Origin of the sequence: Mycobacterium kyogaense, from assembly GCF_003254575.1 — a bacterium.
Taxonomy (GTDB): Bacteria; Actinomycetota; Actinomycetes; order Mycobacteriales; family Mycobacteriaceae; genus Mycobacterium; species Mycobacterium kyogaense.
This window is the reverse complement of the sequence record NZ_QJUA01000036.1, coordinates 1-13,750: the sequence shown is the minus strand read 5'-3', so window position 1 is coordinate 13,750 and position 13,750 is coordinate 1. Positions and strand designations below refer to the sequence as shown.

General features: G+C 69.4%; 12 protein-coding genes and 1 pseudogene. 6 read left to right on the top strand and 7 right to left on the bottom strand.

Features of this window, described 5'->3' with window-relative positions; all coding sequences use genetic code 11:
* The first annotated feature begins 32 nt into the window (after window positions 1-32).
* Entirely contained in the window at window positions 33-1,832 is a 1,800-nt protein-coding gene (locus DMB80_RS21160) for an AMP-dependent synthetase/ligase (RefSeq protein ID WP_111511666.1), read from the top strand.
* On the opposite strand, the gene DMB80_RS21155 is transcribed toward DMB80_RS21160, so the two are convergent.
* The 4 genes from DMB80_RS21155 to DMB80_RS21140 form a co-directional block, all read right to left on the bottom strand.
* Entirely contained in the window at window positions 1,829-2,974 is a 1,146-nt protein-coding gene (locus DMB80_RS21155) for a glycosyltransferase family 4 protein (protein WP_111511665.1), read from the bottom strand. The two genes, DMB80_RS21160 and DMB80_RS21155, sit on opposite strands and share 4 nt — an antisense overlap.
* A complete protein-coding gene (locus DMB80_RS21150; RefSeq protein ID WP_111511664.1) occupies window positions 2,971-3,789 on the bottom strand; it encodes a peptidase in 819 nt (272 codons plus the stop codon). Before DMB80_RS21150 ends, DMB80_RS21155 begins: the two co-directional genes overlap by 4 nt.
* Complete coding sequence (ripC, locus tag DMB80_RS21145) at window positions 3,758-4,900, bottom strand: peptidoglycan hydrolase RipC (protein ID WP_111511663.1); 1,143 nt, start codon at window positions 4,898-4,900, stop codon at window positions 3,758-3,760. Before ripC ends, DMB80_RS21150 begins: the two co-directional genes overlap by 32 nt.
* A 152-nt stretch (window positions 4,901-5,052) precedes the next feature.
* Window positions 5,053-5,334, bottom strand: a complete 282-nt coding sequence (locus DMB80_RS21140) for a hypothetical protein (RefSeq protein WP_240431315.1) — start codon at window positions 5,332-5,334, stop codon at window positions 5,053-5,055.
* Window positions 5,335-5,453: 119 nt separating this feature from the next.
* Between DMB80_RS21140 and DMB80_RS21135 the strand changes: the two are divergent.
* Window positions 5,454-7,256 (top strand): annotated as a pseudogene (locus tag DMB80_RS21135) (DEDD exonuclease domain-containing protein); the annotation flags it as partial.
* Here DMB80_RS21135 and trpD read toward each other — a convergent pair.
* The gene (gene trpD, locus DMB80_RS21130; RefSeq protein WP_236694067.1) at window positions 7,194-8,276 is read right to left on the bottom strand and encodes an anthranilate phosphoribosyltransferase; all 1,083 of its coding nucleotides are present in this window, start codon (window positions 8,274-8,276) and stop codon (window positions 7,194-7,196) included. The pseudogene DMB80_RS21135 and the gene trpD overlap by 63 nt on opposite strands.
* Window positions 8,277-8,344: 68 nt before the next feature.
* On the opposite strand from trpD, the gene ctaE reads away from it, so the two are divergent.
* The 4 genes from ctaE to qcrB are packed head-to-tail and all read left to right on the top strand — an operon-like array spanning window position 8,345 to window position 12,730.
* Window positions 8,345-8,956, top strand: coding sequence for an aa3-type cytochrome oxidase subunit III (gene ctaE, locus DMB80_RS21125; RefSeq protein WP_111511661.1), 612 nt, complete (start codon window positions 8,345-8,347; stop codon window positions 8,954-8,956).
* Window positions 8,957-9,003: 47 nt separating this feature from the next.
* Complete coding sequence (gene qcrC, locus DMB80_RS21120) at window positions 9,004-9,816, top strand: cytochrome bc1 complex diheme cytochrome c subunit (protein WP_111511660.1); 813 nt, start codon at window positions 9,004-9,006, stop codon at window positions 9,814-9,816.
* Window positions 9,813-11,039 (top strand): cytochrome bc1 complex Rieske iron-sulfur subunit, encoded by a 1,227-nt coding sequence (gene qcrA / locus DMB80_RS21115; RefSeq protein WP_111511659.1) that lies wholly within the window; start codon window positions 9,813-9,815, stop codon window positions 11,037-11,039. The genes qcrC and qcrA overlap by 4 nt, the downstream gene beginning before the upstream one ends.
* Window positions 11,036-12,730, top strand: a complete 1,695-nt coding sequence (gene qcrB, locus DMB80_RS21110; RefSeq protein WP_111511658.1) for a cytochrome bc1 complex cytochrome b subunit — start codon at window positions 11,036-11,038, stop codon at window positions 12,728-12,730. The genes qcrA and qcrB overlap by 4 nt, the downstream gene beginning before the upstream one ends.
* Before the next feature lie 76 nt (window positions 12,731-12,806).
* Here qcrB and DMB80_RS21105 read toward each other — a convergent pair whose 3' ends face one another.
* On the bottom strand, window positions 12,807-13,412 hold the full coding sequence (locus tag DMB80_RS21105) for a DUF2561 family protein (RefSeq protein ID WP_111511657.1): 606 nt from the start codon (window positions 13,410-13,412) through the stop codon (window positions 12,807-12,809).
* Window positions 13,413-13,417: 5 nt separating this feature from the next.
* Window positions 13,418-13,750 (bottom strand): MmpS family transport accessory protein (locus tag DMB80_RS21100; RefSeq protein WP_240431313.1); only part of this gene is annotated, 333 nt, incomplete at its 5' end.

Below are 13,750 nucleotides of genomic sequence, written 5' to 3'. Positions count from 1 at the left end.
ATAGCGGCGTGTCAAGCGAGAGGGCATTCATCGTGCGCGAGTACACCGAACCGGCATCGTTCACCATCGGCGAACACGACAACGTGGCGGCCCCCGTCTACACGCACGAGAAGAGCGACCCCGACCATGTGATCTTCCAGCGCCTGGTCGGCGGTCGGTGGACGGATGTGACCTGCCGCCAGGCCGCCGATCAAATCCGTTCGACCGCAAGGGGTTTGATCGCCGAGGGCGTGCAGCCCGGCGACCGAGTCGCGGTGCTGTCGGCCACCCGCTACGAATGGGTGATCCTCGACTACGCGATCCTGTCGATCGGCGCGGTGACGGTTCCCATCTACGAGACATCGTCCGCCGATCAGGTGCGCTGGGTGCTCGAGGACTCCGGTGCAGTGCTGGCCTTCGTGGAGACCGACGCGCACGCGCAGATGGTCAAGGAACTGCACGCCGGCCTCCCCGACCTACGGTCGGTCTTCACGATCGACGCAGCCCCGTCGGCGCTCGACGCACTGGCCGAGGCCGGCGCGGCCACCGACGCCGCGGAGGTCGATCGCCGGCGCGACGCCATCTCCTCCAGCGATCCCGCGACGCTGATCTACACGTCGGGCACGACGGGCCGACCCAAGGGTTGCCAACTCACCCACGCCAACCTGCTGTCCGAGACGCGAGGCGCAACCCACTGCTTCCCCAGCCTGCTGCGCAAGGGCGGCCGGCTGCTGGTGTTCCTGCCGCTGGCCCATGTGCTCGCCCGGGCCCTGTCGATGACCGCCTTCGCCAACGGCGTCACCATCGGCTACACCAGCGACATCAAGAACCTGGTACCGATGTTCGGCCAGTTCAAGCCGACGGTCATCGTGTCGGTCCCCCGGGTGTTCGAAAAGGTCTACAACACCGCTGAACTCAACGCCAGCGACAGCGGCAAGGGCGCGATCTTCACCCGTGCCGCCGAAACCGCGATCGAGTGGAGCAAAGCACAGGACACCGGCGGGGCCGGCCTGCTGTTGCGCGCCAAGCACGCACTGTTCGACCGATTGGTCTACGGGAAACTGCGGGCGGCGATGGGCGGGGACTGCACGGCGTCGATCTCCGGTGGGGCACCCCTGGGAGCGCGACTGGGCCACTTCTACCGCGGCATCGGCCTGACGATCTACGAGGGCTACGGCCTGACCGAGACCAGCGCGGCGATCACCGCCAACCGGATCGGTCAGTTGAAGGTCGGCACCGTCGGAAAGCTGTTGCCCGGCAACAGCATGGCGATCGCCGAGGACGGTGAACTGCTGGTGCGCGGCGGCGTGGTGTTCGACGGGTACTGGCGCAACGAGACCGCGACCGCCGAGGCGATCGTCGACGGCTGGTTCCACACCGGGGATCTCGGCAGCGTCGACGGTGACGGGTTCCTCTCGATCGTGGGCCGCAAGAAGGAGATCATCGTCACCGCCGGCGGCAAGAACGTCGCCCCCGCGGTGCTCGAAGATCAACTCCGTGCCCATCCGCTGATCAGCCAGGCGATGGCCGTCGGCGACGCCAAGCCCTTCATCGCAGCGCTGATCGCGATCGACCCCGAGGCGTTCGAGGGGTGGAAGCAGCACCACGGCAAGCCCGCCGGGGCGTCGGTGGGCGACCTGGCCGAGGACCCCGACCTGACCGCCGACATCGACGCCGCGGTGAAGAAGGCGAACGAGGCGGTGTCCAAGGCCGAGGCGATCCGCAAGTTCCGCGTCCTGCCGGTGGACTTCACCGTCGAAACCGGGGAGCTCACCCCGACGCTGAAAGTGAAGCGCAAGGTCGTCGCCGACAAGTTCGCCGCGGAGATCGAGGCGCTCTACTCCAAGGACTAGAGCAGCCGCGCCAGCCGCGCTGCCTGCATCTGCCACTGCCAGTTCTCGACCGCCCACCTGCGCCCGGCGGCACCCATCGCTGCTGCCCGGGTGCGGTCGGCGAGCAGATCGCCGACCGCTGCCGCGATCGCGCCGACGTCCCAGCCGTCGACGACCAGCCCGGTTTCGCCGTCGACCACCGTCTCGGGCGCCCCGCCCGACCGGCCGGCCACCACCGGCACGCCCGTCGCCGACGCTTCCAGGTACACGATGCCCAGACCCTCGACGTCCAGCCCGGCGCCGCGGGTCCGGCACGGCATCGCGAACACGTCGGCCATGGCGTGGTGGTCGGGCAGTTCCTCCCCCGGCACCCCACCGGTGAACACCACGTGCTCGGCCACCCCGAAGCTGTGGGCCAACCGCTGCAGCGAGGTGCGGTAGGGCCCGCCACCGACGATCACCAGCGCAGCGCCGGGAACCCGGTCCCGGATCGTCGGCAGCGCCCGGATCAGCATGTCCTGCCCCTTGCGCGGCACCAGTCGCGAGACGCACACCACCACGGGTCGGTCGCCGAGGCGGTATCGCGCGCGCAGTTCGGCGCGGGCCACCTCGTTCGGGGCGAATCGCTCGACGTCGACACCGGGCGGTACGTGTTCGAGGGCGGCGTCACGGCCGAATGCCGAGGCGAACCTGCGTCGGGTGTAGGCGCTGATGTAGGTCACCACATCGGTGTCGTTTCCGATGCGGCGCAATGCCGTTCGCGCCAGCGGCAGCATCGACCAGCCGACCTCGTGTCCGTGCGTGCTGGCGATGACGCGGCGCGCCCCGGCGGCGCGCGCCAATGGCGCCAGCAGCGCGAGCGGCGCTGCCGCACCGAACCAGACGGTGTCGACGTCGCGCTCGGCGATCAGGCGGCGCATCCGCCACGCCACGCTCGGCTCGGGCAGCATCAGCGTCGTCGGGTGACGCACCACCTGGTAGCCCGACGCCGCGGCCACCGCGTCGTAGTCCTCGGCGCCCTTCCAGGTGGGGGCGTAGACCGTCAACGCGTCCACGGCGGACCCGGGCGTTGCGACGAGATGGTCGACGAGCGCCTCCAGGTAGGACTGGATGCCCCCGCGACGCGGCGGAAAGTCATTGGTGACGAGCAGGACCCGGCTCATGCGGGTAGGTCGATCCCGAGCTCTGTGCGCACCGCGGTGGCGGCGTCGGGGTGGCCGGGCGCGCACGCCGTGACGTAGAGCTCCCGCAGCCGGTGTGGGCCGTAGGTCTGCGCGACGAACGTGGCGAATTCCCATGCCCGGTCATACGCCTGTGACCGCCCGGGGCCCGGCGTGGCGAGCTCCGTGTCCGTGGGTAACCGCGCGGGCATGTCGACCCTTCCGGCCGGGGCGGGCCGCCCGACGTAGTCGGCGACGCCCTCGGTCAGCCACACCGGCGCATCCGCGGCCGTCGTTGCACGCGCCGCGTAGTGAAAGAGTTCGTGGCGCAGCACGATTCGCAGATCAACCGCGTCCATTGCGCCCGCCGCCGGGGAGAACGTGATGCGCTCGGCGGTGGTGGTGGCAGCGGTGTCGGACCCCGCCCCGGCCAGCGCGGCGAACTGTTCCGGCGAGCCGGTCACGACGACCGGGATGTCCCTGGGCCACTGCGGCCCCCAGAACGCCGTCACGGCCTGCTCGGCGGCGGGGAGTTCGGCGGCGATCCGGTCGAGCAGCGATGCGGCGCTGCCGCCGAGGTCGATCAGCTGGGCGCGGCGACCGTCCGGCGTGGTGAGAGTGCGCAGCGCCGGGGCGCCGGCCGTGGGCTCGCTGACGGTCTGCTGGGGCGCAGCCGCCAATGCCGGCGCACCGGGAGCGGTCGGGTAGGCACCGCCGATCAGCAGGACGGCACAGAGAGCTTCGGCGCCCAGCAGCGCGGCGAGGCGATGCCGGGAGCGGGCCCGATCAGTAGCGGCGGACGTTGTAGATCGGCGCATTGTCCACCGGAGCGACTCGCACCGGCGTGCCGTAGGTGGACGCATGCACCATCATGCCGTCACCGATGTAGATGCCGACGTGTGAGGCATCGGAGTAGTAGGTGACGAGATCGCCGGGCTGCATCTGGTCGCGCGACACCGGCTGACCGCCTGCGGCCAGCGCCTGGCTGGAGTGCGGCAGTGAGATCCCCGCCTGCTGGAACGCCCACATCACCAGACCGGAGCAGTCGAAGGCGCTCGGACCGGCAGCCCCCCACGAGTACGGCGAGCCGATGCGGCTCAGTGCCGCCTGGATCACGGTGGTCGCTTCGGGAGATCCCGGCGGGGCGATGTCGCCGGGCGGGATCACTCCTGGCAACGGTGGTGCAGGCGGCGCGGCCAGGACGGCCGGGTCCTGGCCGGGTGCCGGCGGGGCAGGTGCCGCGGGAGCCGGCGGAACGGGCGGGGCAGGCGGCATGGCGGCCAACGCCTCACGTTGAGGCGGAGTCAACGTGTCGTACTGGGACTTGACGACGGCGATCTGCACCTGCAGCTGGCTCTGCTTCGACTGCAGGTCGGCACGCACCGCGGCGGCCTGCTCGGCGGCTGTCTTGGCTTCCGAGGCCGACGCCGCGGAGGCCTGCTCAGCAGCCTCGGCCTGCTTACCGACCTCGAGATACCGCGACATCTGCGCCGACATCTCGTGGGCCATCATGCGCTGGATCGACAGCTGGTCGATCAGGCCCTGCGGCGACGACGCCGTCAGCATGGCCTGGAAACCGGACGGCCGCCCACCCATGTACTGGGCGGCGGCGAGGTCGTTGACCTTCTTCTGGAAGTCGGCGAGTTGCGTCTTCGCGGAGTCCACCGCCGCAACATCGTTGGCGTGCTTGACTTCTGCGGCCTGCTGGATCTCGAGCTTCTTGTTCAGGTCGAGCTGCGCGGAGTGCATGGCCTCCGTCGTCTGCTCGGCTTGGCGCGACAGCTCGTTGAGTTTGGTCAGCGCATCGCTGGCCGGGTCGGCGTACCCGGTACCGGCGGCGAGGGCGCCAACGACGGCCACTGAGGCCAGGGCACTGATTGCGGGTCGCCAGAAACGGCTGATGCTCCGGTGCGCGCGGTCGAGCGTCAAGATTTATGCGTCCTTCAACTGCCGTAACGAGCCGTCTCGAACTCTCTTAGGTCTCAGACAGGTTACGAAACGGCATCGGCCTTGTCCAACAGGAGACGCAAATTTAACAGTTGCTCCTGTGAAAGATGGGACAGCGGTGACGCCGGGTGTCCTCAGGCAACGCCCGGCGTCCCGTGCCGATGCAGCGGTACCAGCCTCAACCGCGGCGCCAGGCCCACGTCGGCCAGTACTTCCAAGGCCCGTTGCTCGTCTACCAGCAAAGTTTCGGGAATTCCGAGGAGCACGCTGACGACGCAGTCCTGACAGCCCGGTCCGCGCACTGCGCAGTCGTCGCAGTCGATGGTCAGCGTTTCGGAATGGGCGCCAGAATCGGCGCCGGGATCTCCGGAGTCCTCGTCCTGTCGTGCCTGGTCGTGTGGCTCGTGATAGCGCATGCCCTGTCCTCTCGGTCGCAGTCGAGGGCACGGTATCGACAGCGACCGACAAGTCCTGACCGCGCGACTCCCGCGTGGGCTGCCGAGGACTTGTCGGCCCGTCGTCCTACGGTCGGCGCATGGGTCAGCTGAGCTTCGCCGATGTCGATCCGGCGGCCGACCTGACGCTGCGCGAGACCACCTTCGTCGTCGTCGACCTGGAGACCACGGGAGGACGGGCCAGCGGCGAACGGCACGACCAGATCACCGAGATCGGCGCGGTGAAAGTGCGTGGGGGCGAGATCCTCGGCGAGTTCGCCACCCTCGTCGACCCGGGGCGGGCCATCCCACCGCAGATCGTCGCGCTGACGGGCATCACGACCGCGATGGTGTACGACGCGCCGCGCATCGACGCGGTTCTGCCGGCGTTCCTGGAATTCGCCCGCGGCGCGGTGCTGGTCGCCCACAACGCCGGCTTCGACATCGGGTTCCTGCGTGCCGCCGCCGAGCGCAACCACATCCCCTGGCCCAAACCAGCCGTGCTGTGCACGGTGCGGTTGGCGCGCCGGGTCCTGACCCGTGACGAGGCGCCCAGCGTGCGTCTCTCGGCGCTCGCGCAGCTGTTCGGCGCTGCCACCACACCGAACCACCGGGCGCTGGCCGATGCTCGCGCCACCGTCGACGTGCTGCACGGCCTCATCGAGCGGGTGGGCAACCAGGGCGTGCAGACCTACACCGAACTGCGGTCCTACCTGCCCGACGTGACCCCTGCGCAACGCCGCAACCGCCACCTGGCCACATCTGTGCCGCACGCACCCGGGGTGTACCTGTTCCGCGGACCATCGCAGGAGGTGCTCTACGTGGGCACCGCGAAGGATCTGAGACGCCGGGTCAGCCAGTACTTCAACGGGGCGGACCCCCGCACCCGGATGAAGGAGATGGCGTCGCTGGCGACGGGCGTCGACCACGTCGAGTGCGCCCACGATCTGGAAGCCGGCGTCCGCGAACTGCGCCTGCTCGCCGCCCACGCACCCCCGTACAACCGCCGCTCGAAGTTCCCGCACCGCTGGTGGTGGGTGGCCTTGACCGACGAGGCCTTCCCCCGCTTCTCGGCCGTCCGCAGCCCGCGCACCGAGCACGCCATCGGACCGTTCCGCGCCCGCGCCGACGCCCTCGACGCGGCCGCCCTGATCGCCCGGTTCACCGGCATCCGGACCTGCACCAAACGGATCTCGCGCAGCGCCGTGCACGGCTCTGCATGCCCCGACGTCGAGGTGTCCCCCTGCCCCGCCGAGCGAGGACTGGGCGCCGCCGACTACGCCGCCGCTGTCGCCGCCGTTCACGCACTGATCGACGGGCACAGCGGCCAGGCACTCAGCGCGATGCTGGCCCACATCGACGATCTGGCGCAGCGGCACCGCTACGAGACGGCGGCCCGGATGCGGGACCGGGCGTCGGCGACCATCGACGTGCTCTGGCGCGGTCAGCGGCTGCGGGCACTCTCGGTGATCGGCGAGCTGATCGCCGCCCGCCCCGACGGTGAGCGCGGCTGGCATCTGGCCGTGATCCGGCACGGCCAACTCGCCGCCGCCGGGGTGGCACCCCGCGGCGTCCCACCGATGCCGGTGGTCGATGCACTGTGCGCCGCCGCGCAGACGGTGCTGCCCAGCGCCGCGCCCCACGGTGGCGCGCTGATCGAGGAGATCGCGCTCATCGCGCGATGGCTGACCCACCCGGGCGTGCGGATCGTGCGCACCAGCTCCGAATCCGAGGACGGCTACTGCTCACCGATCGGCGCCGCGGGGCGCTGGGCGGCGTGGGCGGCGTCGGCCCGCTCGGCCCGCGTCGCAGCCGTTCAGCTCGACGAGCAGCTGGCCGCCTCAGAGCTCCTGGGTGAACCGGGCCCAACGCGAGAGCAGCTGTTCGGCCGCCCCGGAGTCGATCGCCTCCTTGGCCCGCGCGAGCCCGGACTCCCACGCGGGAACCCACTTGGCGTCGCTGGATAGGCCGGCATGAGCGACCAGCGCACCGGCGGCGTTGAGCAGCACTGCGTCGCGCACCGGGCCCGTCGCCCCGCCCAGCACCGCACGCGCTTCGGCCGCGTTGGACTCGGCGTCCCCGCCGACCAGCTCGGAGATGTGCGCGCGGGCGAAGCCGAATGCCGCCGGGTCGAACCGCAGCCGGTCCACGGTGCCCGCCTGCACCCGCCAGATCGTGCTCGTCGTCGTGGTGGTCAGCTCGTCGAGGCCGTCGTCGCCGTGCACCACCAGCACGCTGGAGCCGCGGGTGGCGAACACCTCGGCCATCACCTCGGCCAGCTCGGCCCACGCACAGCCGATCAATCCGGCCCGCGGTCCGGCCGGGTTGGTGAGCGGGCCGAGCAGGTTGAACACCGTGGGGACGCCGATCTCGCGGCGCGCCACCCCGGCGTGTCGATACGAGGGATGGAACTGGGGAGCGAAGGCGAACCCGATGCCGACCTCGGCGACGCAGCGCGCGACGTCCTCGGGCCCCAGATCGATGCGCACCCCGAGTGCCTCGAGCGTGTCCGCGCCCCCCGACAGCGACGTCGCCGCCCGGTTGCCGTGCTTGACCACCTTTACTCCGGCGGCGGCCACCACGATCGACGCCATCGTCGACAGGTTCACGGTGTTCGCGCCGTCCCCACCCGTGCCCACCACATCGACGGTGTCGGTGCCGAACGTCTCCGTCGGCACCCGATGGGCGTGCTTGAGCATGATGTCGGCGAGCTCACCCACCTCGGCCGAGGTGGGCTTCTTCATCTTCATCGACACGCCGAAACCGGCGATCTGCGCCGGCGTGGCGGCGCCGGTCATGATCTCGTCCATCGCCCACGCCGCCTGCCCCGGCAGGAGGGACTGATTGGTGGTCAGTCGGCCGAGGACCACCGACCACGTCGGAGCGGCCACAGACGGGTCGTGCGCAGCGGAAGCAGGAGTCACGACGCGATTATGACGAATTGCTCGACCCGGGTGGAGTTAGACAACTACAAAGCGTCATACTTGCACCTGTGACGAGCGCTGTAGGGACTTCGGGAACCGCCATCACATCGCGAGTGCATTCGCTGAACCGTCCGAACATGGTCAGTGTCGGCACGATCGTGTGGCTTTCCAGCGAGTTGATGTTCTTTGCTGGCCTGTTCGCGATGTACTTCACGGCCCGCGCCCAGGCTCAGGGTGACTGGCCCCCGCATCCCACCGAGCTCAACCTCTATCTCGCAGTCCCGGTGACGCTGGTGCTCATCGCCTCGTCGTTCACCTGCCAGATGGGCGTGTTCGCGGCCGAGCGCGGCGATGTCTTCGGTCTGCGCCGCTGGTACCTGCTGACCTTCGCGATGGGCGCCTTCTTCGTCGGCGGCCAGGGCTACGAGTACTACCACCTGGTGCACGAGGGCACGACCATCCCGGGCAGCGCCTACGGCACCGTCTTCTACCTCGCCACGGGCTTCCACGGCCTGCACGTCATCGGCGGTCTGGTGGCGTTCATCCTGCTGCTGTTGCGCACCCGGATGAGCAAGTTCACGCCCGCACAGGCCACCGCCGCGATCGTGGTCTCGTACTACTGGCACTTCGTCGACATCGTCTGGATCGCCCTGTTCGCCGTCATCTACTTCGTCCGATGACGGAATCGACGACCACGCCGGGCAGCCCGAAGAAAAGAAGGGGTTCGATGACAAGCAAGTCCAAGCGCCGGTTGCGCCGGCGCGTCTCGGCGGCACTGTTGCTGCTGATCGGACTGGCAGTGGCCGGCGGCCTGGCGGCCACGTTCACGCCGACGCCGCAGGTGGCTGTCGCCGACGAATCGGCCTCGGCGATGCTGCGCACCGGCCAACAGCTCTACGAGACGTCGTGCGTGTCGTGCCACGGCGCCAACCTGCAGGGTGTGGCCGATCGCGGCCCGAGCCTCATCGGTGTCGGCGAGGCCGCCGTGTACTTCCAGGTGTCGACGGGCCGCATGCCCGCGATGCGCGGTGAGGCCCAGGCGCAGCGCAAAGACCCCGCCTTCGACGAGGCCCAGGTCGACGCGCTCGGCGCGTACATCCAGGCCAACGGCGGCGGCCCCGTCGTCCCGCGCGACGAGAACGGCGCGATCGCCTCGCAGTCGCTGATCGGCAACGACGTCGCCCGCGGCGGCGACCTGTTCCGGCTCAACTGCGCGTCCTGCCACAACTTCACCGGCAAGGGCGGCGCCCTGTCGTCGGGCAAGTACGCGCCCGATCTCGGCGAGGCTGCAGCGGTGCCCGCGCAGGTCTACACCGCGATGCTGACCGGCCCGCAGAACATGCCGAAGTTCTCCGACCGGCAGCTCTCCCCCGAGGAGAAGCGCGACATCGTCGCCTACGTCAAGGAAGCGGCCGAGACGCCGACGCCGGGTGGTCTGGGACTGGGCGGCTTCGGCCCCACCTCTGAGGGCATGGTCGCGTGGATCGTCGGCATGGTGGCCATCATCGCGGCCGCCCTCTGGATCGGAGCACGAGCATGAGCGAAGCCACGGGAACGGGGACCGGCACCGGCACGGAGAAGGGCACCGACTCCCCGGGTCAGACGGGTGAGTCCGGGCAGCCGACCGACGCCCAGCTCCGCGAGATGTCGCAGGAGGAACTGCTCGAACTCGGCGGCAAGCTCGACGGTGTCGAGATCGTCTTCAAGGAGCCTCGCTGGCCCGTCCCGGGCACCAAGGCCGAGAAGCGCGCCGAGCGCACCGTCGCGTATTGGCTTCTGCTGGCCGGTGTTTCAGGCCTGGCGCTGCTGCTGATCTTCTTGTTCTGGCCGTGGGAGTACAAGCCGTTCGGCTCCGAGGGCGAATGGCTCTACGCACTGGCGACGCCGCTGTACGGCCTGACGTTCGGCCTGTCGGTTCTCTCGATCGGCATCGGCGCGGTGCTGTTCCAGAAGAAGTTCATCCCCGAAGAGATCTCGATCCAGGACCGCCACGACGGCGCCTCCCCGGAACTGCACCGCCGGACCGTGGCAGCCAACCTCGGCGATGCGCTGGACGGCTCGACGCTCAAGCGGCGCAAGCTGATCGGGCTCTCGCTGGGCATCGGGTTCGGCGCCTTCGGGCTCGGCACGCTGGTCGCGTTCCTCGGCGGTCTGATCAAGAACCCGTGGAAGCCCGTCGTGCCGACGGCCGAGGGTATGAAGGCCGTGCTGTGGACCTCGGGCTGGACGCCGCGCTTCACGGGCGAGACCATCTACCTGGCGCGGGCGACCGGTCAGCCCGGTGAGTCTCCGTTCGTCAAGATGCGCCCTGAGGACATCGACGCGGGCGGCATGGAGACCGTGTTCCCGTGGCGCGAATCCGACGGCGACGGCACCACCGTCGAGTCCGAGCACAAGCTCACCGAGATCGCGATGGGTGTGCGCAACCCGGTCATGCTCATCCGCATCCGGCCCGGCGACATGTCGCGCGTGGTGAAGCGGCAGGGCCAGGAGAGCTTCAACTTCGGCGAGTTGTTCGCTTACACGAAGGTGTGCTCGCACCTGGGCTGCCCGTCCTCGCTGTACGAGCAGCAGACCTACCGCATTCTGTGCCCGTGCCACCAGTCGCAGTTCGACGCGCTGCACTTCGCCCGGCCCATCTTCGGTCCGGCGGCCCGCGCGTTGGCGCAGCTACCGATCACCATCGATCAAGAGGGCTACCTTGTAGCTAACGGTGATTTCATCGAACCCGTCGGACCGGCATTCTGGGAGCGCAAGTCATGAGCCCACGACCCAACATGGCCGAGATCGCCGCCAAGCAGGGCGAGGCCATCGACTCGCGGTACCACCCCTCGGCTGCGGTGCGCCGCCAGCTGAACAAGGTGTTCCCCACCCACTGGTCCTTCCTGCTCGGTGAGATCGCGATGTACAGCTTCATCGTGCTGCTGCTCACCGGCGTGTGGCTGACCCTGTTCTTCGATCCGTCGATGTCGCACGTCACCTACGACGGCGTTTACCAGCCGCTGCGTGGCGTCGGTATGTCGCGGGCGTACGAGACGGCGCTCGACATCAGCTTCGAGATCCGCGGCGGTCTGTTCGTCCGGCAGGTGCACCACTGGGCGGCGCTGCTGTTCGCGGCATCGATCATGGTCCACCTGGCCCGCATCTTCTTCACCGGCGCGTTCCGCCGCCCCCGCGAGGCCAACTGGGTGATCGGCTCGCTGCTGCTGATCCTCGCGATGTTCGAGGGCTTCTTCGGCTACTCGCTGCCCGACGACCTGCTCTCGGGCACCGGCATCCGTGCCGCGCTGTCGGGCATCACGATGGGCATTCCCGTCGTCGGCACCTGGATGCACTGGGCGCTGTTCGGCGGTGACTTCCCGGGCGAGATCCTGATCCCGCGCCTGTACGCGCTGCACATCCTGCTGATCCCGGGCATCATCCTGGCCCTGATCGGCGTGCACCTCGCGCTGGTGTGGTTCCAGAAGCACACCCAGTTCCCCGGCCCCGGACGCACCGAGACCAACGTCGTCGGCGTGCGCGTCATGCCGGTGTTCGCGGTCAAGTCCGGCGCGTTCTTCGCCGTCACCGTCGGCATCCTCGGCCTGATGGGCGGTCTGCTGCAGATCAACCCGATCTGGGTGCTGGGGCCCTACAAGCCATCTCAGGTGTCGGCGGGTAGCCAGCCCGACTTCTACATGATGTGGACCGACGGCCTGATCCGGCTGTGGCCGGCCTGGGAGTTCTACCCGTTCGGCCACACCATCCCGCAGGGCGTGTGGGTGGCCGTCGGCATGGGCGTGATCTTCATGCTGTTGATCGCCTACCCGTTCCTGGAGAAGAAGTTCTCCGGTGACGACGCCCACCACAACCTGCTGCAGCGCCCGCGTGACGCACCGACGCGTACCGCGATCGGGTCGGCGGCCATCTCGCTGTACATCCTGCTGACCTTCGCGTGCATGAACGACATCATCGCGCTGAAGTTCCACATCTCGCTGAACGCGACGACGTGGATCGGCCGCATCGGCATGGTGGTGTTGCCCGCGATCGTGTACTACATCGCCTACCGCTGGGCGGTGTCGCTGCAGCGCAGCGACCGTGAGGTGCTCGAGCACGGGATCGAGACCGGCATCATCAAGCGGCTGCCGCACGGTGCCTACATCGAGCTGCACCAGCCGTTGGGTCCGGTCGACGAGCACGGCCACGCGATCCCGCTCGAATACCAGGGCGCGGCTCTGCCCAAGCGCATGAACAAGCTGGGCTCGGCCGGCGCTCCCGGTTCGGGCAGCTTCCTCAGCGCTGACCCCGCGTCCGAGCGCGATGCGCTCGCCGAGGCGGCGCATGCGGCCGAGCACCGGGCCATCACCGCGCTGCGGGAGCGGGTCGGCCAGAACGGCTCGAACGGTCACGGCTCCAACGGTCACGGTTCGTCGAACGGCCACTCCAACGGCTCATCCGACAACGGTCACCACTGACCGATCACGTACGAAGTAGACAACCGCCCCGGCTTCGGCCGGGGCGGTTGTTTTTTAGGGTGCTCGCAGACCGGTGTCAGGCGTCGTCGGAATGGCTGCGCAGCTCGCGCACGAAGTACACCGGGAGGCCGATCATGGCGGCGGTGACGACACCGGCGGCGCCGTAGAAGACCCAGGACGCTACATCGCTGTCGACGGCCATCAGGTAGGTCGCCGTGCCGATCAGCACGTACGCGACGCCCATCGCGCAACCGATCGAGGCGGCGCAGCGCAGCGTGAGCTGTTCGACGACGGGCGAGACGGACCGGCTCGGGGCGGCGACCGCCGAGGCCGGCGCAACGGCGCGGATCTTCTCGGTGGGCGCCTCGGTCACCCGCGGCGCCGCGCTCCCCTGCCCACCGGACGGGGCCGCCGGGCGCGGAGCGCGCGCGGCATCACCGCGCGCGTCGCGGCGGGCCCGCAGCAGCAGCGGTACAGCGGCGATGATCACCGCCGCCGACACCCCGATCACGACATAGAGGAACCAGGGCGTGCCGGAGTCCTCAGAGGAGGCAGTGTGGCCGCTGCCGAGGTCGACGAGTGCCACCGTCGCGGCGACACCGGCCCCCAACGCGGCGAGCCAGGCGGCTGCGCAGCCGCCGAGCAGGATGCGATCCGTCCGGTCCGGAATGTAGGTCGTCATACCGGCTAGCAGTTGGTCTGGGCGGTGTTGTTGGTGTTCGAGGACAACACCGTGCCGTCGCTGGTGGTGATCGAGCAGTTCAGCCGGCTGACCAGGAACAGGCTGGACGCCTGCACGGAGCCGACCTCGGACTGCGAGATGGGCGTGACGGTCAGCGACCACGGGATGTAGACGTTGCGCTGGGTGCGGCTGCGGCCGGAGGCATCGGTGTAGGTCACCGTGATGATGTCGCCGGGCGCCTTGGTGCCGGTCACGGAATAGGTGACCTGACGTGGGCCCGACCGCGTGGTGGTGGTGGGCGGTGGGGGCGGCGCCTCGGTCGTGGTCGGCGGAGGCGG

What these genes read in the sequence shown, in the direction of transcription:
- qcrA (WP_111511659.1), top strand. Translation starts at nt 9,813, where the DNA reads ATGAGCGAAGCCACGGGAACGGGGACCGGCACCGGCACGGAGAAGGGC.
- DMB80_RS21140 (WP_240431315.1), bottom strand. Translation starts at nt 5,334, where the DNA reads ATGCGCTATCACGAGCCACACGACCAGGCACGACAGGACGAGGACTCC.
- qcrB (WP_111511658.1), top strand. Translation starts at nt 11,036, where the DNA reads ATGAGCCCACGACCCAACATGGCCGAGATCGCCGCCAAGCAGGGCGAG.
- DMB80_RS21155 (WP_111511665.1), bottom strand. Translation starts at nt 2,974, where the DNA reads ATGAGCCGGGTCCTGCTCGTCACCAATGACTTTCCGCCGCGTCGCGGG.
- DMB80_RS21105 (WP_111511657.1), bottom strand. Translation starts at nt 13,412, where the DNA reads ATGACGACCTACATTCCGGACCGGACGGATCGCATCCTGCTCGGCGGC.
- qcrC (WP_111511660.1), top strand. Translation starts at nt 9,004, where the DNA reads ATGACAAGCAAGTCCAAGCGCCGGTTGCGCCGGCGCGTCTCGGCGGCA.
- DMB80_RS21150 (WP_111511664.1), bottom strand. Translation starts at nt 3,789, where the DNA reads ATGCGCCGATCTACAACGTCCGCCGCTACTGATCGGGCCCGCTCCCGG.